Source organism: Bacillus cereus group sp. BfR-BA-01453, from assembly GCF_022662915.1.
In the GTDB taxonomy this organism is placed as follows: domain Bacteria; phylum Bacillota; class Bacilli; order Bacillales; family Bacillaceae_G; genus Bacillus_A; species Bacillus_A paranthracis.
Genome location: NZ_JAKUEN010000004.1, coordinates 144,252 through 165,522, shown reverse-complemented (window position 1 = coordinate 165,522; position 21,271 = coordinate 144,252). Strand labels below are relative to the sequence as shown.

The following is a 21,271-nucleotide window of genomic DNA, read 5'->3' as shown; positions in this document are numbered from 1 at the left end:
ACACGCTAAAATTTGTAAGGTTTTTATCTTGCTTATTTTCTTAATTTTCAATAATATATTGTATATAATTTTCAGAAAGAAGGAATCTACATGCCAGTTAGAAGAATCGAACACGTCGGACTTATGGTTGCAAACTTAGAAACATCTATCGCATTTTATGAAGAAGTAGTTGGCTTACAGCTCATTAAGAGAATGGGACACCCGAATCCAGACTTAAAACTCGCTTTTTTAGGTGTGGAAGAATCAAAAGAGACGATACTCGAATTAATTGAGGGCTATAACTCTTCCCTTCCGGCAGAAGGAAAAGTACATCACATTTGCTTTAAAGTGGATTCATTAGAGGATGAGATCGAAAGACTAAAGAAACAAAAAGTAACCTTTTTACTAGGAGAAGAAATTGAAACATTACCAGATGGAACACGTTACATATTCTTCGCTGGTCCTGACGGAGAATGGATTGAGTTTTTTGAGACGGAGAGATAAAGTAAAACTTTAATCAACCCACAAATAGCGGGGGATCATAACTTTATTATCCACAAAAGGAGTAGAAACTGATGAATACAGTTTTTATTATCGTTTTTTGGGCACTTATACTATTTCCACTTCTTTATATAATCCTCATAAAGAAGTGGAATATAAAAGTAGCTGCTTTATTTGTTGGAAGGATTCTATTAAGCATTGTCTATTTCATAAATGGAATGATGTTAGGACTGCAACGAAATTGGGTAGAACCTCCCCTATGAAACAGAATGGGATTTCTTTATAAAGTCTTTGCAACATGGGAAAACTGATGCACTTATAGAAGTATTTCTTCTAATTATTATCATTACTTTAGATTTAGCAGTTATATTTTTTTATAGAAATAGGATATTCTCTCCTATTTCTTTTCTTCATGTTATAAAAATCTTTCCAATAGCTCTAACTTGCACAATGCTTTCCGTTAATATAATACGCTGATTCTGTGAAAACCGTAAATACAACCTCTACTTCTGGAAGTCCAAAATCCATTACATATGTAGTAATGGCCTTGGCAAATCGATCACGAATTTCCTGTCCACGCTCAAACCATTTCACTTCAATAAGAGGAAACGCTTCTATTTCTTCTCCATTGAATACAAACGTAGAACTTGGTAGTTCCAAGGTGAAATTATCCGTACCACACTCACAGATTTCTGCGAGCTCTTCTACTAATGGCTTGCTTATGCTCTTTAATTGTTCAGTAGTAATTCCACGAAACACAACATGCGGCATGTTATTCCCTCCGTTACATAGCTTTATATTTCCTCATATCATAACACAATTTATTTTGCTGCACTAACATCTATTCGTACATTTCAATGACTCCAGAAAACATCGAAGCAGTACGTCGAGTAATTGATGAAAGTAATAGTGGAATCTTACAACATAAAGAACAGTACCTCAAGATTTTGGTTCGTTGGTATGAAGGCGATTTCTCTCAATCCGTTGAGGAGCATAATTTATTATGGGAATTGGATAATAACAGCACTGGTCAAGCATACGAATTAGCGACATCGGAACAAGAAGAAGCATACATTCTAGAACAAGGGAAGTCTGAAAAACAATAATGAGGTATTGTCACATCGGTATTAAACTATCAAATAGAAATGCTCCTATAATTAAAAAAACGCTATTCTTTCTGTAGCATCAATTCAAAAAAAGAAGGGCTTATCCCCTTCTTTTTTGAATTCTGTGTCCCTTATTATTTACTATAACCACGATTCAGTTTCGTTAGCTTTTCATTGATGGCAAAAATTCTTACTCTAATATCTTTAACACCAAATGTTTGAAGTCTGTTTTTGTGCATTTTTGCGTATTTTTCAGCATCTTGTTTTTCTTCAAATACATAGATACCTCCAGCCTCATTCGTTTCTTCATTCTCCGTCCATATTTTCCAATGAAATCCTTCTTCTTCATTAATACTTTTGGCTAAATCCAAAAATGCTTTTTCCATTTCTTCACCATAAGGACCTTCAAATGGAAAATCAACTTGTAATACATATGCCATCTTCACTCACTCCTATGTTCAATATTTTCAATTCGAATGCATACAGTTTAACGGCTGTTTTCATAATTCAATAAAATCTCCCAGATTGCGGTAGATATTTTTAAATATTATTTTGTTTTTTTGACTTGATTATAATAAAAGATGGCCTTCGCGATTCGTTTATTAAATCTGGCATTTTCTCTATCCCTGCCAAAGTTGATTGTGGTTCGATTATTTTATCCAGCGAAAACCCGTGTTCAATTAAAGTATTTATTAATGTGGCAACTGTTCGATGATAAATAACCACACTATCGTCAACAAACCAGTTGTGTACTCTGATTCCTTCTTCTTGATAATTATCTAATGCCCAGTGTGATTTATTACCATCCTCATTTTTTATCCAATGGTTGCTCCCTTTGCGAGCTGTTGCTATTGGGTGTTCGGTTGAAAAGATAAATTCACCACTGCTTTTTAATAGTTCATTAATCTTTTGAATCATTGCCGAGTAATCTTCAATGTAATGTATAGAGAGGGAACTTATAATCAGATCAAACTTTTGATTGGTTAGTCCCATATCCTCCATAGGAAGACACATAAATTCTATGTTATCATCCTGATTTAACTTTTTAGCACGTTCAATCATATTTTTGGATATGTCTACACCTACTACGTTTTTTGCACCATTTTCTATACAATACTTTGAAAAATGACCATCACCGCAACCCAAGTCTAATACCGATTTTCCTTTCAAACACAGAATTAATGATTTGATTGCTGGCTGTTCTATGAAGTCATTAGCGTTTATTCCACTTTCACGCAACGCTGTATAGTTTTTGAAGAAATTCGGATTATCGTAAACATTTTGTTTCACTTACATCACTCCTCTGATAAGTTTTTCATAGATTAAGCTGACTTCTGTTTCCAAATTATCATACTAACCATAAAAATTTTGTCATCCTTTTATTATAGTAATGTTTTTTAGGAAGATATCCCGAACTCAATACTTTCACAATCCTGCCCGTTTGCTGAATAAACTGCTGGAGATACTATACTGTATTAAGAAAATTAACTCTTATTTTAATTTTCAAGAATCTTACATAAAATTAAACTTATATAATGTTAGCTTGATGGGCATAGAGCACCGCCCACATTTTAATTATTTTATGGGCCAAGCAATTCTCAAAAAAGGATAGCATGATTTTAATTATGATTTTGATTTAAACAATGCGTTCTGAGACACTACTCGCCTTCTAAAATAGCGTAATAATATTCATCCCACCATTCATTTCCATGGGGTATACACTTCCTGAAATATCCTTCTCTTTTCATTCCAATTTTCTCCATCAATCGATATGACGGGATATTTTGTGGCTGACATGTAGCTATAATTCTATGTAATTTCATTTCCTTAAACCCATATTTTAATGTAGCTTGTGCTGCTTCAGAAGCATATCCTTTATTGAAATATTTTGGGTTGAATACCCACCCAATCTCATAAGTATGCTCACCAAAATATTTATGAAAAACAATATGACCAATCAGAATATTTTCGTCTACCAGTATCACAGGAAAGTTCTCTGCATTTTCACCCATATTTCTATTTACAAAGTTTCTTGCATCTTCCTCAGTAAAAACCCCTTCGGGTATGTATTTCATAACATTGCTATCTGATGTATACTCATGGACATCTCGCCAATCTTTGAACTCAAAATTTCGTATTAATAATCTTTCTGTTCTTATAAACATTTACTTTTCTCCTCTCAAAAAATCGTTTCTTTATTTCAAATCCACATTCAACCCTTAAACTATCTTACAGATTCATCACAGAAACTACATGAATAATAATTTGATAAATATATCATATAACAAATATTAGCATTCATACATTTCGAAAATTATGTTAATTAAGAGCAAAAGTAGCTTTTAATTAACTATTCTTAATTTCGTTTACTACTAACTTTATTTTAATTAAATAAAATGCTCGATCTGATTTTTTTGCAACTTCTTGTGAATGAGTAACAACAATTACGCATTTTATTGAGTTTAAATTAAAGTCTACTTCTCCCTGATGTTTCCCCTTTTTATTAAGTATTTCAAATCTAACATGTTGTGTATATAATGCATAAAGATTATTGGATTTTGAATCAACATATACGCCCCTTTTATTTAAAAATAAGAAAACCCCATATTCAGTAAAAAATACAGGGTTTTTATAAAGCAGTTTATTTTGTTTACAGTTATACTTAGTTGAAAGAAGTTCGTGAATGAAATATTACTTAGCTAATTAAGAAGAATTTAGATTCCAGCCCAAACATCTTTTCCATATCGTCCTTCATCTTGCACACGTTCCAACCAATTCCTTGCTTCTTGTTCACTAACTTCATGAATTTCTTGATAGGCTTCACAAAGGGTATCTTCTACGTCAGGAGCCATTTTACTTCCATCACCACATATATAAAGATGGGCCCCATTATCTAATAACGCAATTAAATGGATTCTATCTTCTTTTATTACATGCTGTACATATGTTTTAGGGTGTCCTTCTAAGCGAGAAAAAGCTGTGTGTAAAGAGATTAATCCCTCTCTTTCATCATTTTCTAATTCTGTACGATAGAGATAATCCTTTTCAGGATGACGACAACCAAAGTATAGATGTGCTTCTCCTACCTTCATACCTTTTTGCTTTTGCACACGACGCGCTTGTAAGAATCCACGGAATGGTGCAATTCCAGTGCCTGGTCCAACCATGATAATTGGTGTTTCTGGATTTTCAGTTAATTGAAAGTTTGATTGTGGCGTTCGAATGAAACAGATAATCTCATCTTTATTATGACGCTGAGCTAAATAATTAGAAGCGACTCCTTCATATGTCCCTTCCCCACTCCATGCAGGCGCATTTACGACACCAACCGTAATGCTTAGACGATCTTGGGCAACGAGTGGAGAACTTGAGATAGAATAGTAACGCGGTTTGAGCGCCGGAAGAAGTTCTAAAAAGCGTTCAAATCGGATTTCACAAGCCTCATACTTTTCAAGAAGATCTAACATTGAAATACGTTTCTTTAATATTTGTTCTTGATAAACTCCCTCTTCCAATAATGATTCCAATTCCTTTTTATGAGGAGGGCATACTGTGAATGTCACCATTTCTCGTATTTGTGCTCGAGTGGCTGCTTCTTGCACTTCGACACTATAACTAAGAAGGTCAAATAAACGAACAGGACTGTCTAAAGGTATGTGATTTACACTCCGTCCACTTGCACTCAGTATGACTTGATCCTTCCCGTTTAATCCAAAGCGTTTTAAAATTCGGTTGACATTTTTCTCACTATTAATTGGCAGCACCCCAAGGTGGTCTCCTTCTTGATACGTAGCGCCTTCCGGCAAGGATATCTCAATATGTCGCGTGCTTCTTTCACTGCTAGATGATTGAAGTTCACGATTTTCTAATATAGATGCATAAACTGCTTCATATGTTCGCGCAAGAGGAGATCCTCCAAGACGGCTGACAAATTGAAGACTCAAAGTACTGCGTTCTTTCTCCATGTTTTTGTTAAGTTCCAATCCAAATGCCTTCATCGCATCAGACCACATACTTTGTTTCCATTGCTCGAGCTGTTCCTCGAAATCACCACTTGCATCCGCTTCCCCGCGTGTAGAAAATCTTGTTGCTCCTTTTTGAGCCATTTGCTCATCAATGTATCTTGGAATTCGCTGATAAGTACTAGCCCAATTATGATCTCCACAACCAAAAACTGCGTATTGAACACCTTTTAGCTCATCTGGTTTTAATTCCTCCAACCATTGCACAAACTGTCCTGCATTACTTGGCGGCTTTCCATTATAAGAAGAAGTTACAATAAGAACCGCTCCTTCTTTCGGCAAACTTCCAATTCGATCGTTAAGAGCTGCCACTTCCGTTTGAACACCTTCTAAACTAGCTGTATCTGCTAGTTCTCTTGCAATACCTTCTGCTACCCCTGTATCCGAACCATACAGAACAAGAAGTGAAAGATTATCGGCTCCAATAATGGAAGGAGTCTTCTGAACTTGCTGCTTGGTTTCATGGTTTTTCAGTTTCTCCTCTGTAGGCGCAAGAACAGTAGTATGGCTAATAGTTTGATTTCGAGGTACAATCCTAATTTTAAAATCACCAGGCTTTAGCGTTAATGTTTGTTTTACGTCCAGCTTATAGTCTTCATAATCGATGAATTCAAAATGTTGAAGAAGCATTCCCATTACGAGTGTGGCTTCATGAAGTGCAAACTGCATACCGATACATGCTCTCTGGCCATTTCCAAATGGCTTATAAGCATGGTGAGGAACCTTATCCAGCTCTTCAAATCGTTCAGGTTGGAATTCTTCCACATTGTCTCCCCACGCATCTTTATCCCTATGTAGCTGTGGAATAAGGACAGAAATACGATCTTCTCCTTTTTTAATTGGATATTTCCCACCAATCACTGTATCTTCTTTTGCATAGAGACTGAATGCTGGAGCAGTCGGCCATAGACGTAGTGATTCATTTAAAATCATCCGTATATACTTAAGCTTCATAACTTGTTGGTATGTTGGAGTGGGATCTGTCAAAATACGGTCTACTTCTTCATAGGCTTTTTTCAATTTATCCGGATTCTTTAATAAAAAATAGATTGCAAAAGATAACAATCCACTTGTCGTCTCATGCCCAGCTATTAAGAAGGTAATAATTTGGAAACGAATATTTTCATCATCTAATTTTTCACCAGTTTCCGGATCCTGCACATGTAACATACGGGAAAGTAAATCATTTTCTTCCTGATTTCCACTACTTTTACGTTCAGCAATAATATTATCTACTAAAGAAAACATAGATTGAATATCATGCTGAAATTGACGTTTCGTTCTCCACATGAGTTTATCTTCTATATCCAGCCGCTGCAATTGGTGCATCGCCTCATCTAGAGCACGGGTCATGCTAGTGATAAAAGGATGAGAGGTCTCACGATAAAAGCTATTAAATCGATAATTAAAACCACATAGACCAATTGTATCTAATGTAAGGCGAGTCATATCCCCTGGGACATCTACGTTTTCATTCGGATTCAGTCTTGCCCATTTTTGAACGAGTTGCACGGCAATATCGACCATCATAGCATGATAATCTTTCATTGCCCGTTGACTGAATGTAGGCATCAAAATATTATGAGCTTTTTTCCAGTTAGGCTCGTGAGTCTCGCTTGTAAATAGTCCGTCTCCAGCAAAAGCACGAACCTTTGCTAAAGCACCCTCTATACTTTTATCAAATCTTGTTTCATCACAAACTTCCGCTACCAGTTCATGTCCAGAAACGACAATGATCGTATCACTTAAAGTTTGAATTTGAAAAATAGGACCATACTCTTCTGCCAGCTTAATAAACGATAGAGTCGGTTTATCTTTATCAATTAATGGGAGATTCCCTAGCGGTCCATATGTTTTCGGCTGAGGAATAGCAGATACTTTTTTATCCATTACAAACACCCTTTCAAAAAATACTAAAATATCCCATTCAATAAAAAGAAGATAGCAATGAATCACATGGGACAAAAGATATGTAATTGATTACCTTATTTTATCTTTTCCATAACTATTCACGATTATGATATTGCTTATAAGGTTGGTAATCTAAGTCGTTTGTTGCTATTAGATTTATAACTTGCAGAAAAAATACGAAATTAAAATGAAGCGTATTAGTATAATGTTTATCAGAAATTGAAAACTAAAGATTGTAGTATTTGGCAAGCCAATAGTTTCTAATGAAAAAGGATCTGATATGAAGATCAGATCCTTTTTTCACTATGTGTAATTATTTCACTGTTTCTTTCAGTTCTTTTCCCGTTTTAACTATCAGCTTCTTAGTAGCAAAACAACTTGTAGGAATCATTATCTCGAGTTTTATTTTGCTCTACCGATTTAACCTCTCGACAGCTTCCGCACTTGTATCTACACGTTTAACGAAAAAAACTAATAGTAGTGCAACGACATTCATGCCAAGCGCTACATAGAATGAATGCTGAATTCCGGATAACAAAGCCTTCTGCGTTAACATTGCCTTCGTAGCTTCTGTGAAGGTTGTTGGATCTAATTCAGACATTAGACTTTCAGCTTTTGTTTTTGTTACAGAATTCATAATCGTAACAAGAATAGCAGTACCAATTGAACCGGACACTTGTTGAGCTGTATTATTAACAGCTGTACCGTGCGGATTTAAGCGAGTTGGCAATTGATTAAGGCCATTTGTCATAAGTGGCATCATCACCATCGCCATCCCAAACATCCGCAATGTGTAAATAAGGATAATATGTGTGTGACTAGAATCGATTTGCAGATTTGCCAACATATAAGTTGAAACAGCTGTAATGGAAAGTCCTACTATACCAAGAAGCCGAGGGCCATACTTATCAAATAGTTTACCTGTAATGGGTGACATAACTCCCATTATTACCGCACCTGGAAGCATCATCAGCCCAGAGCTCAGCGGCGAAATACCACGGACATTTTGTACATAAGCCGGTGTTAAAATCATCCCCGAAAACATAGCCACCGCATTAACAATTGCAATTACAGACGCAAGTGCAAACATTGGGTACTTGTAAACACGTAAATCCAACAACGGTTCATTCATTTTTAATTGACGGATAATGAAAGCAATTAGGGCAATAGCGCCTATGATTAAGGTTGTTAAAACAACTTTATTCGTCCAACCATCGGAACTTGCAGAACTGAATCCATATAACAAACCGCCAAAGCCGACTGAAGATAATAATAATGAGAGATAATCAAGTTTTGCATTTTTGTTTTGTCTCATAACATTCTCAGATTTCCAAATCCCTAACAGTAAGCTTATGATTGCTAACGGTAAAATCATTTCAAAAAGCAAACGCCAGTCATAATACTCTACAATATAACCTGATAGTGTCGGTCCAATGGCCGGAGCTGTAATCATAACTAACCCAAAAATCCCCATTGCTGTTCCCCTTTTTTCTCTCGGAAAGCTTACTAGCATAATATTCATTAACAAAGGTCCCATCACTGAAGAACCTGCTGCTTGAACCATCCGACCAGTAAGTAATAAACCGAAGTTCGGTGCTACAGCCGCTAAAGCCGTACCAAGAGTAAAAATCACCATAGATGTAATAAATAAGCTCCTATTGGAGAAGCGTGTTATTAAAAATGCTGATGCCGGAATTAATATACCACTTACAAGCATATACCCTGTAGAAAGCCACTGGATCGTTGAATAATCTTTAATATCTAAATCCTTCATTATTGATGGCAAGGCCACATTCAAAAGCGAGTTATTTAGAAATGAAACAAATGCCCCAATAAAAAGGATTACAAGCATTACATATGGTGGTTTTCTTTTATGTAACGTTTCACTCATAGATTGATTTGCCCCTTCATTATCAATTCCATTGATTAATTTAACTCGTTTGCATATTTGTACGAGAATTTATTACCCTTGCAGTATTTTGCCAAACTCTTCGAATGGATATTCTCTTTTTAGCAATTCTACTTACCCAACTTAAGATTTTGAATGAATATGTAAATACGTTTGTAAACCGAGTTTACATTAGGCTGCAATAAACAAAAGAAGCGACTGAAAATACGCTTCTAAAATAAAGTGAAACTTTAATCCATGTTTTTTTACTGACAGCCCACAACAAACAGCGGGATAAACCAACAAGCCCACACACCCATTCCTTTAAATACAGGCTTGTAAATCTAGTTATGTAACCATCCATAAAAAGGAAGGTTATATAGGCTAAGTCTAACATTACATTTTTAAAGTAAGGGGAATAAGCTTATGCACCAATATTGGTATGTAAATTCAAAGGGAAACGAGGAACAATATAATAACCAAAATTTAATGTCATCATTATATTTACAGCCCCAAATAACTAATGCTTACGAAATGAGTGGTTTGAAGATTTCTGAGAATTGGAGTTATCGCTTCTATCCAATTGGTTGGGATTCACCGGTCAATTATACGGGTTTCAATCCCCAAACCCTTCCTTTCTCTTCAGGTCAGCCAATCCATTATGCAGGGATGATACCCCAAGGACAGCCTGCTAATTGGACTCCATTCCCAGGGCATACAGGTTTTAATTTTCAAAAACCTCCCTTCCCCTGGGCTCAACCTTTCAATCATACAGGAATGTTCGCACAAGGGCATCTTGCAGCTTTACTATCGCCGCCAGCTAAGGCCTTTAAATTTAATACCAATAACGGGGGTATTTTCGGAAACTCTCCAGGATGGGGAGGACAGATAAGTCCCATGGGATGGGGGAATAACGGAGGTTACGGTCAGCCAGGAATGCTTGGGAACTTACTTACAGTAGGAAAAGGCACTATGAATGGAATTGGAATGCTTAGTAGTCTAATGGGTATGGGGAAGTTCTTTTTTTAGTGGATTAGAACGAGAGGATAGGTCCATAGTCCAGACTTAAAAACCAGTTTCTCCATTGATTTCATTTTCTTATACATGCTTCTAATACTCCCTACAAGTTCGTTTCCTCATCTTTCAAATTATAAAAACATCTATTATCTTGTATCTAATAACTTTATAGAGGTGTGGTAGCACTAACAAAACGCAAAAACCCGGTTCCTTTACGAAAGAACCGGGTTTTTAATTTTAATTTATTTGAAAAGTAGTCAAATCTTTTTTTCATTATTTAACACTTTGAACACGGCCAATTCTTCGCCGTGGATTAATTATTAACTCCTAAGCTTGCCATAAATGCTATTGGTTTGTAATAAAGTTTGATCAAAAGCATGCTACAAAAATTGATTTTTCGATAAAAAAAACAAATATTCCGAAAAAAACGGTCAAAATGCTTGTTTTTTTGTTGCTAGTGAATAATTTTCCATAAAAAATTTTAATCATTTATCTACCTGTGTTTGCTCAACAATCGCGCCCAATTGCGATATTATTAAATTGTTACCCTTTTTCCCTTTTCGGCCAAATAAAATTGCTTATGGCAATCAAAAGATCGATACCCAACACAAGTGTCCATGCTTTTAGAAAGCCAGCCAACACTTCTGTTCGAGAAGAATCGTTAATTAAATAGATTAAGACAAATAAAATTCCGGCACCTATTAGAAAAGCAAGCACATGTTGTCCCCAGCTTTTAAAGTAGTGTTTCGCATAATCAATGCCAAATCTTTTAACTGGTTTCGCTCCTTGTTTCATCACATAATATTGAAAGCGTATATCAGCCCACCCAATCATACTCCTACCGAATGCGATTGAGATTCCAATATAAACAGCAGCTATTGCATGCACTTGGGTAGCGGTCGCACCACGATACAAGTCGACACCCGTAACGACTAATAGAATTAAATCAATAACAGGTGTTAAAGCTAGGAAAAACAATCCTAATTTATTTTTCTTAAGGATATATCGTGTGAGCAGACCTAAAGTTATAACAACCCAAAACCCTATTTCACAAGCAACGATCAACCACGCAATTACATTCACCCCAACACCCCCTTATATAACGCAATTACTCGCTTTTCCTTAACAGTACCACAATATGGCCCTTTAGTGGAGTAACTTTATTGCCGCTCAACAGTTCCTTAAACGGTAATGAATCTATTCTATTACAAAAAAGATTATCAGAATCTAACGAAATCTATTATATAGTAAGGCATTTTAGAAAGCATAAAAAATACACCCTAAGGTGCCATCCTGCGACTTGAGAATCCTATCTATGTATGGGAAAAATTTAAAAAGACCGATATAAAAGAGAAACTTCTAACTGTAATGTATGGAGATCATATGGTATTAAGAATCTCCGTTATATTACTTTCTGATCAGTCTCATTAAAGCCATCCCAAGAAATCCAACACCCATTCCTATGAGCCATCCAGTTTGGGCATTCCCTAACATAGACCCCACTCCTCCGCCAAGAAACATGCAGCCAACGAATACTAATCCTCCAATTCCCCAATTCGGTCGTTCCATCATTCATTCACATCCTTTCAGTAAAATATATGCTATTAGCTACCTCAACTTTCTTACATAGGATATGTTAATTATTTCACTAGAGATAGTATTGTTATTGGGCTTGGATTTAGGAACCTTTAGTAAATTCAAAAAAGAATAATTAACCGATAACATGCAAAAAAACCTTCAAATTTGAAGAGGCTTTTTAATATATAAAAATTAACTTAAAGCAAAGATAACAACTCTTGAAGGGGGCATTTTTTTATTATTCATGTTTATTGAGGAGCCTTCGTTTGAAGTAACTTTAACCCCCTCCCAATAAAAATCAGTCCTGTTACTTTATTTAGAATCATTCCTACCTTTTGATTTCCTCTTAATTTTTTGGTGACATAGGAAGAAAAATAAGCAACAAATAAACACCACAATAGTCCAGTTACTGTAAAAGTAATTCCTAAAATGATAAAAGGTATAGAACCTGAAGCCTTTGTATCTATAAACTGCGGCAGAAATGCAATAAAGAATAAAGAGACTTTTGGATTCGTAAGACTTGTTAAGAGTCCTTGTAAATATATCTTTCTTTTGATTTACAACCGATAAAACTGATGAGGTGTACCATTCGTATCACGGAGCCAAAACTCACTATTGAATAAATAAAACCCCAGAAATCCAAAGGTCTCTGGGGGTTCCTTATATATTTAGCTCTTTTTGCTTTTTGTTTTGTTTATGTCTATACAGTAATTTTCGACTTATGAGAGAAATCAGTAATAAGATCAATATTAGTACGAAAAGTTGCATAAATGACAAATCAAAATATTTAGCACCTGTAACGATTAAAAGTGTAGAAATTGTGCCTTTTACAACGAAAAAAATAATAACCCATAATCCGCCTTTTTTCCAGTTCATTTTCTATTACCGATACGATAAACTTAACTAAATCTATACAATTCAATCAAATTTACACGAGTTCGTGCTTCATCGTGTTCTCGCAGCCCCAAAGAGACGAGGGGTATAACACTCCACACGAGGCAGTATCGTTACCTCCTAGTATCAAGCATTTATTTTACCCATCTTGATAAATTTATCGCAGCATTTACATCCCGATCGTGATGGCTATTACATGAAACACAACACCACTCACGTATTTTTAAACTCCACTGCCCTTCTGGTTGAACTGAATGGTCGTATTTTACTCCGCAACATGAACAAATCTTGCTTGAAGCGAACCATTTATCAGCTTTTACATACGCAATGCCATACTTCTCGCACTTGTATGATAAACATTGAAAGAAGAAGTTTAATTTTTGAGAGGAAAATGCTTTCGATAGTTTTTTGTTTTTTAACAGGTTTGAGATAGATAAGTCTTCCACAACAATCCTCATTGGTTTGGTTTTCACCAATTTAGCTGTCGCTTGATGGATATGGTTATTTCGGATATTTGTAATTTTCCTAGATAACCGCAGGTGCTCAGCTTTTGCTTTTTCATATCCGGCAGATTGAATTTTTACACCTTTTTTAAATCTCCTAGACATACCTCTTTGCGCTGACTTTTTCCTTTTCAAAAGTTTTTTAACCTTAGCATCTTTGTTTATATTTCGTTCTTTCATACCATTAGAAGCTACAAACAGCTCTTTTAAACCAACATCCAAACCAATCGACTCATTCGTTAGTTCTTGTAATTCAAAGTCTTCTTGGAACCCTACACTAATCCACCAGTGACGACCATCAAAGATAACTCTTGGATTTAATGGTTTTTTGTTTCTTGGTAGTTGTTGGCTTGTTTTCACTTCTCCAATAGACTGAATATGAACGACTTTCTTTCCTATAATCAGTCTTTCATAATTGGCATAAAATCCTTGAATCAAATCTTTTTTGGATTTATAAGAAGTGTGATACCCATTTTTGTACTTTTTGAACGAATTTTTTCTCGCCGTATCAAAATCTTTTGAAGCCTGTTTAGGAACTTGTGCATTAATGTCTTTTAACCACTCATATCTCTTTCGCTTCTTGATCTTTGTAAATCGTTTCTGTAAAGCTAACTGTGAAACAGATTTTCCAAATAGCTTATAGTATCTATCACTCATTCTTTTACAATAGCTATAAGCGAATCTTGCAGCACCAGCATGGTTTCTAAGCACTTTTTCTTGTTCAGGCGTTGGAATCAGTCTAACTTTCTTCGCCAATATCATCAGCATTCTCCTGAGACTACTCGGATGCAAACCTGTTAATTCTGATACTAGACTAACTCGTAAAAATTTCATTATTATTCTTACCTCATCAAACTCAAGATAGAACACATGTTTGATAGATTTAATTAAATGTATCTCGTTCAACTAAGGGCGCAATTCCTTAGCCAGTTCTCTTATGAACTTCTCATGCTTTCACATGAGCGCAGACTATATGTTTATCTCTTTAGAGATAGAGGATTTTTCCACCACCATAGGCTTGTGGTGTACTCTCGTCAGTTATACGAGATAGTCGTTGAACGTTCATCCTATCCATTTTGACTTAGATGATTCGAGGCGGAAGACCCATTGTTCTAATGTTTAGGATTTAACCTTGCACCATCTGATTGATTTTTTCTGCTTTCGCAACATTCACGCTCGCCATTTCTAGCCACGTTGTAGTTCAATCAGCTTTAGGGATTGCCCGCAGTTAACCCTCACTACTAGCCAATCACTTGACTAGCAGGGCTTACTGATCTATTTAATTAACTTTCGTTATAATTGGTTAAATAAATCGTAACAGTTAGTTACCCTTTCCTACGTTTAAATTCTTAAAAAATTTAGTGATAGTTCTTGAATGTGACAGCTTAATAGAAATTTATTATATTAATAAAAAAAGTAAACTTTTTCACAAAATCCTGTCCAATTACATGCGACGATCCCATCATAAATGAAAATGATATTCAGTGTCAATTTTATTGATTATTTGTACACCTAGTTTTCCATCTCAATTTCTTCCCACTTTGTTTCTTATAAACAATGAACTCTTGCCTTTAAATAAAAACACCTCCATTGCATTTGCATACTTAGTATGCGAATGCAAGAGGTGTTTTTCATATATTTTCTGCTTTGTTTATTCGTATAAGTTTTTAATACATAGCTATTTTCTAGTACACAATAACTGGATCATACGTGTTCAAACTATCATATACAGTTTTGGCAACGTTAGGAAGAAGGTTCACACAACCGCCTGATCCTCCTGTTAAATAAGCATTACTTCCCCAGTCTTTTCGCCAGCCGGCATCGTGGAATCCTTGACCGCTATTTGTGAATGGAACCCAGTAATCTACTTTCACTGCATAATCAGCTTTCCCTACTGCGCTACCTCTTAGCGTATATGGTGTTCGTTTGTATAGAACGTACCACACACCTGGTGATGTATCTTCACCTGTGCTATGTTTACCCGTTACTACGTTTGTTGTGACGACTAATTTCCCATCTTTGTAAATCCAAATTTGTTGATCTGCAATGGAAACTTCTGCATATGTGTCTCCGATACCATTATTCGATGTTGTTTTATAACCGATCCCTTCCTTCTCCCAACCATTTCCGTGAATATTAGAAGCAGAAAGTGATTTCTCACCTTTCTCAAAGGCTTGCCCAACTTGTTTTGTCTCTTTTTCCACATCTAGTGCCCAGCCGTACCCTTGACCTTTTACTGATATAACCGAACCAGAATGTGTTTTAAAAGCGAAGTCTTTATGTAATGTAGATTTAGCCTTATTAATTTCAGCAATCTTATTCTTAATTTCGCTCGCATCGATTGTCACTTTCATATCCTTTGACATAGAGGCATTTTGAATTAAATCTTTTGCTTTTAATGAATACACTTCATTTTGCACTTTATAATCAACAGACTGCGTAAGAAGATTCTGTAATGCTTTCTCTTCTTTTTTAATAATCGGATCGTTTTCTTTAATAGGCTGTATGTATGCAGATTTTAAATGAATTTCGCTTTTATGCTTCTGCTTGTCGTAATCTTTTAGTAAACTCGTAACGTCGTACTGTTTTCCATCAACGCTCTTCGAAATAACAATTTTTCCTTGTTCAAGCTTTGCCATAGCATCTTGAGGTGCTTTTAATTTTTCATTCATGGAAACAAGCTTTTCTTCTACAAGTTTTTTCATCGTTTCACTACGATACTGCTCTGCCTTTTCTGGTAGCAATGAATACTCTTTTTCCTTTGAAGAAGGGAAAAATGTCCACTGGCTTTTTAATAGTTTTTTAACTTGCGGCAAATCTTTTTCCGTCAGTTCCGTTTTTGTCTCTTTTTCATCTAAAATTTGTTGTTGATCAATATAAACTTTGTTCGCTAGTCCAGATGTTTTTAATTTCTGTATTGCCTCATCAGCGCTCATACCACCGACTTTTGTATCATTAATCGTAACATTTGAATTGAAGTGAGTTGCCTGATAATAGCTCATTCCTCCAAGGAGAAGTGCAAGTACACCGCCACCTGCTGCGATAAGCTTCCAATTTGTAAAACGTTTTTTGGATCTTACCCGTTTTTTCTCAACTTCTTCAACAGATTCATTTACTGTATTGTTGTTCATCAATCTTTCCCCCGTATACATTAACGTCAATTGATTTTAAACCAAAACCATTGATTAGTGTACCTCATTTTTCCTGAGATTTCATTGTTTTTTACCAAATTTTATCTCATTTAATTGATTAAACTTTGATTTTTTAATAGAAAGATATATAAAGATGGTAGATAAAGTGAAAACAGATCACACGAACCGCGCTCTTATGGGCCCCTAGCATTCCAAAAACTTTGAAAAATGATACTCTCAATGAACTTTAACTTAGTGAAATAAATGTTAGAGGAAAGCACCTAAGAATAGCTTATATTTATGAAAAATATCCACAAAAAAGGGTCTACATGTAGACTCTTTTTTGTAGATATTTTAAATATCGTATTTTTATAAAAACAGAATTCTCCTATGCTTCCCGCTTTTCACCAAGGTTCACAACATTTACTATTGGCCTAACTCATTTCACCTTATGGCCTTTTATCATCAACAACTTTAAAACATTATATATGTTTGTACCACGCTTTGTTGATACGTTCACTCTTTTCAGGTGTTGAAGTTTTATAATCATTCTTTGTTGTAACCCTATTATTAGAACACCCTGCAATAGTGAGACAGCATGTAGCCAATAACGCTAATAATATTAATTTCTTCAAATAGCCACTCCTACATAAGTAAAATATTATATTAAGAAAATTAAACATAACATCGAATCTTTCTAAAAACAATATATTTCCTAGTATTATTATTCATCGGCGATTTAACGGATATCTTAAGATGTACGAATCCGCTTACAACCCTAGAACCTCATGTTCAGTAAGTCAATATCCAATTTCCATTTTATCCGATTTTCAATGTTTATTCCAATATAAAAAGATAGCTATTTTTGTTGAAAACTAAGTGTCTTCCAAAATAAAAAACTATAAACCCCATATACATTTATTCAACCAACTTCTCTCCTGTAATAACCTGAAACAAAGTGGCTGCATTTTTCCCTTCTAATTGAACGTACTGACCATTCCCCACTATGATCTCTATTTTATCCTTATTAGGAATTACCCAAATTTGATACAACACAGCTTTCGCCTCTATTTTCGGATTTTTAAATTGAAAAACAAAATGGTAATCAGCTGGACGAGACATTTGCACTTTTTTATTTTCAAAATGAGCATCATTTAATATTTTCTTTACTTGCTGAACTTGCTTATTATCTGTCACTACCTTAAAATCTTCATATTCATTATCACCAATATCTTTTTGCACTTCAATTCTTTGCTCTTCATTTCCTAGTATATTTCAACAGCCAGTTACTATTAATATACAGATAATAATAAAAACTAAAGACACATTTCTATCCTTCATATTCATCTACCTCATTTCATAACAATCCAGATTATTGTAAAATAAAGGTAATTAATTTATAGTTAAAAATATAAATAATATAAGGAAAGGAGTATGATCCATGCAGTTAAAAACATACACTTGGAAAAGCTATACGTTTCTCTTTGCAAGTATATTCGTTACGATTAATCTCTTTCTTTTCACACCTATTTTAGACAGGGTTGGAGTAGAATATGTTGTGCCTTTCGCTTACTTCATATTAGCTTCCGCTGTTATAGCAATCCTATTAGCGGTAATATCTTTTTGTAGTCGAAATGAAAGGAAAATTTTAGCAATTATCGGTTTATGTTTTACTCTATTTAATACAGCAATTATTTTATTCTTCCTTTGGTTCGGTTACCATTTCACTTAAGTGAAATATAAATAAACTCCATAAGCTACAAATAAAATTAATAAAATAAAAATACCGAGTATCGTGTATATCATCCATTTTAAGTTTGAACTCATATACTCCCCCTTCTGGCCTCCTAATAATTCCAGTATATAACAAAAAGCATTGGATACCCAATGCTTTTTCACACTTACGCGAATAAAGATGTATTCGCATATAAAGCTGGTGAACCACCTGAATGTACGAATAAAATGTTGTCTTCTTTATTAAATGTACCTTTTTTAATTAAGTCGATTAGTCCCGCTACTGCTTTACCTGTATACACTGGATCAAGTAAAATACCTTCTGTTTTTGCAAGTAATTGCACTGCTTCCACCATTTCTGGCGTTGGTAACGCGTAACCTGGCCCTACATATTCATCAAAGCATGTAACAGCTTCGCGCGGGATAAAGTTTGGAATACCAACGTGAGCTGAAGTTTCATCTACAAGTTTTGCTACTTTCTCTTCTTGCTCTGCTTTTCCTCTACTTACGTTAATTCCGATTACTGGGATGTTACTTTGTGTTCCAGCAAAACCTGTAATTAAACCAGCGTGCATGCCGCCGCTACCGCTTACGCAAATGACTGAACTGAAATCAATTCCTTGATCAAATGATTGCGCCATAATTTCTTGCGCACAAGCAACGTATCCCATTGCGCCAGTAGGATTTGATCCACCAACTGGAATGACATATGGTGTATTCCCTTTTTCACTTACTTCTTTCGCAACCTTATGCATCTCTTCCATAAGATCTGCTCCGTTTCGTACAACAATGACATTTTCAGCACCTAATAAATGATATAAAAAATAGTTTCCGTTAAAATCTCGCTTCTCTTCTGGCTCAAGCCCTTCTTCTAATACAAGAATACATTTCATTTTTTCTTTTACCGCAGCTGCCAGTGTTAGGCGGCAATGATTGGACTGAATACCACCAGCTGTAATTAACGTATCTGCACCTTTTGCTTGCGCATCCGCAACTAAAAACTCTAACTTTCTCGTCTTATTACCACCAGCTGTTAAACCAAGTAAATCATCTCGTTTAAAGTAAATAGTCGGTCCACCAAGTGCCTCAGAAAAATTGTTTAATTTTTCAATTGGTGTATATGACTCTGTATATTTTTTTCTCGGGAATTTAGCTAAATTCATAAATAACGCTCCTTTTATACTTCTTTCACAATGTATGTAACGTTACTATTATTGCATGTAAAAATGATGAAGTCATCTTTCTGGGGTAAAAATGTGTTGGAATTCGGTTTTGGCGAATGGAATTGTATTAAAGGTTTTATCTTCAATACGGTACATGAAATTATAATAATGATTTTAACCATATTACGGTACATGAAATTTATATCGACGATTTTTCAAATATATCAGCGATTCTTAATTTATATCGGCGGTTTTTCAAATATATCGACTTACCGACAAAAATCGACAACACAAAAAGACCCACTCATTAGAAAGTGGGTCCTCTCCAATCACTTATTTTCCGAAAATCGAAGAAGCTGCGTTAATCCTGGTTCTAAATTCATTTCGCCTTTATGTCGTACGTATACAATCTTGTTCCCATCAAATTTTGGAGGATTTCCTGGATTATACGTCAGCCACTCGTCCGTTCCTTTTACAGAGTACTCCATATACTCCGTTGCACCGACGATTACGTTTTTACTATCATCTGCCGTTACATTTGGTGCCATTTGTGCAATTTTCGAATCACTAATTAATAATTTCTTTATTTCCTTATCACGTTTGTAATCGTAAGCTGTCACCATTACATCGCTACCATATGCTTTCACTTGCAACCCTTGTTTGAATGAATAACCATCAGGAGCAGTCTTCTCTCCTCCATTTGGTCCAGCCGACATCCAGCCCGTTTCAATACCACCTGTATTTACAACTGTAAATCCTTTTTTATCTCCGCCTGCAATTTTCTTTTTACCAGCCCAGTCTGGCAAGTTTAAATCCCAGTGCGTATGACTCGTGAAGAAAACGACTTGCGGATAGTCTTTTAATATATCGTACAATTTATCAACGTTTAAATAGTCTTGTAAATATGGTGATTGTCTTGATCCAGACACAGTATCAGGTAAAACGTGATGAGAGAAAATGAAAATTGGTTTATTTTTATCTTTTTGGCTGTACTCTTCTAAATTTTGTTTTAACCAACCTAGTTGCTCATCACTCATATATACTTCGTCCCACATTTTTGAATCGTGGTATTTCATATATTTTTCAGTTCCTAAAAATAAAAGCGGATAACCGTCTAATTCTTTTTTATGATATACCTTTTCTTGTCCACTAAATTTCAGATAGCGGTTAAATAAAGTTTCCTCAGTTACACCATTTGGCCATGTACTTTGAGAGAGCTTCCCATCAGCTGTCCATTTACCAGCGTAAAATTCATGATTCCCAACAGTTGACCATACATTCTCTGGATGCTTATTTTTGTTTAATACTCGCTTTACATCATCATATTGGGACTGTTGTCCAGTTGGCGTTATATCCCCATTCATAATAAGCGCTCTAGAAAGCGGCGTCACTTTGTTCATATCTTTTAATACGTGATCAAAATCTCCTAAATCACCTTGAATGTCACTAATAACGTTAAAAGTTGTAGCTGATTTTCGAACTTGCTCTTTCCCTTCCGCATGTGCTGAAAATGTCGGTAATAATGCCGCCATAACTGCTAACGAAGCAACTGTCTTTTTCATACAAATTCTCCCCCTAATAATAGAATGTACAAACTGACATATTCTGCTTTCTCTTAGGTGCTTGTCCAATTCACATTATAAGGAGGGATTGTAAAGATAGATGGAGTAAAAAATTAAGTGTTTTTTAAAAGATTTTGTTGTTTTTTGCACTCCACAATTAGTGATTCACGCCAATCTAGCTTTCTAGCCTTTAACATTACATACATGCAAATTTTGATGTTAAATCTTTTCGTTTCATACGTTGTTTTTTATTACTTTTAATTTAAGGGTTTACTGATTTTT

General features: G+C 35.1%; 17 protein-coding genes and 4 pseudogenes. 5 read left to right on the top strand and 16 right to left on the bottom strand.

Annotation, left to right across the window (positions count from 1 at the left end; genetic code table 11):
- Nucleotides 1–90 precede the first annotated feature (90 nt).
- Both MR070_RS11005 and MR070_RS11000 read left to right on the top strand, forming a co-directional pair.
- Nucleotides 91–483: a VOC family protein gene (locus MR070_RS11005; protein ID WP_001145274.1), complete on the top strand. Its 393-nt coding sequence runs from the start codon at nucleotides 91–93 to the stop codon at nucleotides 481–483.
- Nucleotides 484–554: 71 nt separating this feature from the next.
- Nucleotides 555–957 (top strand): annotated as a pseudogene (locus MR070_RS11000) (hypothetical protein).
- On the opposite strand, the gene MR070_RS10995 reads toward MR070_RS11000, so the two are convergent.
- Complete coding sequence (locus tag MR070_RS10995) at nucleotides 919–1,251, bottom strand: DUF1904 family protein (RefSeq protein WP_001120973.1); 333 nt, start codon at nucleotides 1,249–1,251, stop codon at nucleotides 919–921. The pseudogene MR070_RS11000 and the gene MR070_RS10995 overlap by 39 nt on opposite strands.
- An 86-nt stretch (nucleotides 1,252–1,337) precedes the next feature.
- Here MR070_RS10995 and MR070_RS10990 point away from each other — a divergent pair, with 86 nt between their 5' ends.
- A complete protein-coding gene (locus MR070_RS10990) occupies nucleotides 1,338–1,586 on the top strand; it encodes a DUF6241 domain-containing protein (RefSeq protein WP_001968665.1) in 249 nt (82 codons plus the stop codon).
- Nucleotides 1,587–1,720: 134 nt separating this feature from the next.
- On the opposite strand, the gene MR070_RS10985 is transcribed toward MR070_RS10990, so the two are convergent.
- From MR070_RS10985 to MR070_RS10960, 6 genes and pseudogenes are all read right to left on the bottom strand, one after another.
- Entirely contained in the window at nucleotides 1,721–2,026 is a 306-nt protein-coding gene (locus tag MR070_RS10985; protein WP_242261258.1) for a monooxygenase, read from the bottom strand.
- 100 nt (nucleotides 2,027–2,126) lie between these two features.
- The gene (locus MR070_RS10980; protein ID WP_000812695.1) at nucleotides 2,127–2,876 is read right to left on the bottom strand and encodes a class I SAM-dependent methyltransferase; all 750 of its coding nucleotides are present in this window, start codon (nucleotides 2,874–2,876) and stop codon (nucleotides 2,127–2,129) included.
- Nucleotides 2,877–3,244: 368 nt separating this feature from the next.
- Nucleotides 3,245–3,751, bottom strand: coding sequence for a GNAT family N-acetyltransferase (locus MR070_RS10975; protein ID WP_000470667.1), 507 nt, complete (start codon nucleotides 3,749–3,751; stop codon nucleotides 3,245–3,247).
- 181 nt (nucleotides 3,752–3,932) lie between these two features.
- Nucleotides 3,933–4,040 (bottom strand): annotated as a pseudogene (locus tag MR070_RS10970) (ABC transporter ATP-binding protein); the annotation flags it as partial.
- 260 nt (nucleotides 4,041–4,300) lie between these two features.
- Nucleotides 4,301–7,498, bottom strand: coding sequence for a bifunctional P-450/NADPH--P450 reductase (cypD, locus tag MR070_RS10965; RefSeq protein ID WP_242261257.1), 3,198 nt, complete (start codon nucleotides 7,496–7,498; stop codon nucleotides 4,301–4,303).
- Nucleotides 7,499–7,931: 433 nt separating this feature from the next.
- Nucleotides 7,932–9,410 (bottom strand): DHA2 family efflux MFS transporter permease subunit, encoded by a 1,479-nt coding sequence (locus MR070_RS10960; protein WP_044793099.1) that lies wholly within the window; start codon nucleotides 9,408–9,410, stop codon nucleotides 7,932–7,934.
- A gap of 423 nt (nucleotides 9,411–9,833) precedes the next feature.
- Between MR070_RS10960 and MR070_RS10955 the strand changes: the two genes are divergently transcribed.
- Nucleotides 9,834–10,436, top strand: a complete 603-nt coding sequence (locus tag MR070_RS10955) for a hypothetical protein (protein ID WP_044793100.1) — start codon at nucleotides 9,834–9,836, stop codon at nucleotides 10,434–10,436.
- Between the two features lie 531 nt (nucleotides 10,437–10,967).
- Here MR070_RS10955 and MR070_RS10950 read toward each other — a convergent pair.
- The 7 genes and pseudogenes from MR070_RS10950 to MR070_RS10920 form a co-directional block, all read right to left on the bottom strand.
- Nucleotides 10,968–11,507, bottom strand: a complete 540-nt coding sequence (locus tag MR070_RS10950; RefSeq protein WP_138321626.1) for a hypothetical protein — start codon at nucleotides 11,505–11,507, stop codon at nucleotides 10,968–10,970.
- Between the two features lie 324 nt (nucleotides 11,508–11,831).
- Nucleotides 11,832–11,996: a hypothetical protein gene (locus tag MR070_RS10945; protein WP_000970616.1), complete on the bottom strand. Its 165-nt coding sequence runs from the start codon at nucleotides 11,994–11,996 to the stop codon at nucleotides 11,832–11,834.
- Between the two features lie 254 nt (nucleotides 11,997–12,250).
- Nucleotides 12,251–12,553: pseudogene (locus MR070_RS10940) on the bottom strand (LysE family translocator); the annotation flags it as partial.
- Between the two features lie 109 nt (nucleotides 12,554–12,662).
- Complete coding sequence (locus MR070_RS10935) at nucleotides 12,663–12,878, bottom strand: hypothetical protein (RefSeq protein WP_001104100.1); 216 nt, start codon at nucleotides 12,876–12,878, stop codon at nucleotides 12,663–12,665.
- 152 nt (nucleotides 12,879–13,030) lie between these two features.
- On the bottom strand, nucleotides 13,031–14,161 hold the full coding sequence (locus MR070_RS10930) for an RNA-guided endonuclease InsQ/TnpB family protein (protein ID WP_242261256.1): 1,131 nt from the start codon (nucleotides 14,159–14,161) through the stop codon (nucleotides 13,031–13,033).
- A 923-nt stretch (nucleotides 14,162–15,084) separates the two neighbouring features.
- Entirely contained in the window at nucleotides 15,085–16,530 is a 1,446-nt protein-coding gene (locus MR070_RS10925; RefSeq protein WP_242261255.1) for a L,D-transpeptidase family protein, read from the bottom strand.
- Between the two features lie 918 nt (nucleotides 16,531–17,448).
- Nucleotides 17,449–17,871, bottom strand: a pseudogene (locus MR070_RS10920) (YhfM domain-containing protein).
- Nucleotides 17,872–17,971: 100 nt separating this feature from the next.
- On the opposite strand from MR070_RS10920, the gene MR070_RS10915 reads away from it, so the two are divergent.
- Nucleotides 17,972–18,262, top strand: a complete 291-nt coding sequence (locus MR070_RS10915) for a hypothetical protein (RefSeq protein ID WP_001176308.1) — start codon at nucleotides 17,972–17,974, stop codon at nucleotides 18,260–18,262.
- A gap of 169 nt (nucleotides 18,263–18,431) precedes the next feature.
- On the opposite strand, the gene cuyA is transcribed toward MR070_RS10915, so the two are convergent.
- The gene (gene cuyA / locus MR070_RS10910) at nucleotides 18,432–19,427 is read right to left on the bottom strand and encodes a D-cysteate sulfo-lyase (protein ID WP_242261254.1); all 996 of its coding nucleotides are present in this window, start codon (nucleotides 19,425–19,427) and stop codon (nucleotides 18,432–18,434) included.
- 329 nt (nucleotides 19,428–19,756) lie between these two features.
- Nucleotides 19,757–20,989 carry a DUF4073 domain-containing protein gene (locus MR070_RS10905; protein WP_242261253.1) on the bottom strand — a complete coding sequence of 411 codons (1,233 nt, stop codon included), beginning with the start codon at nucleotides 20,987–20,989 and terminating at the stop codon, nucleotides 19,757–19,759.
- Nucleotides 20,990–21,271 lie beyond the last annotated feature (282 nt).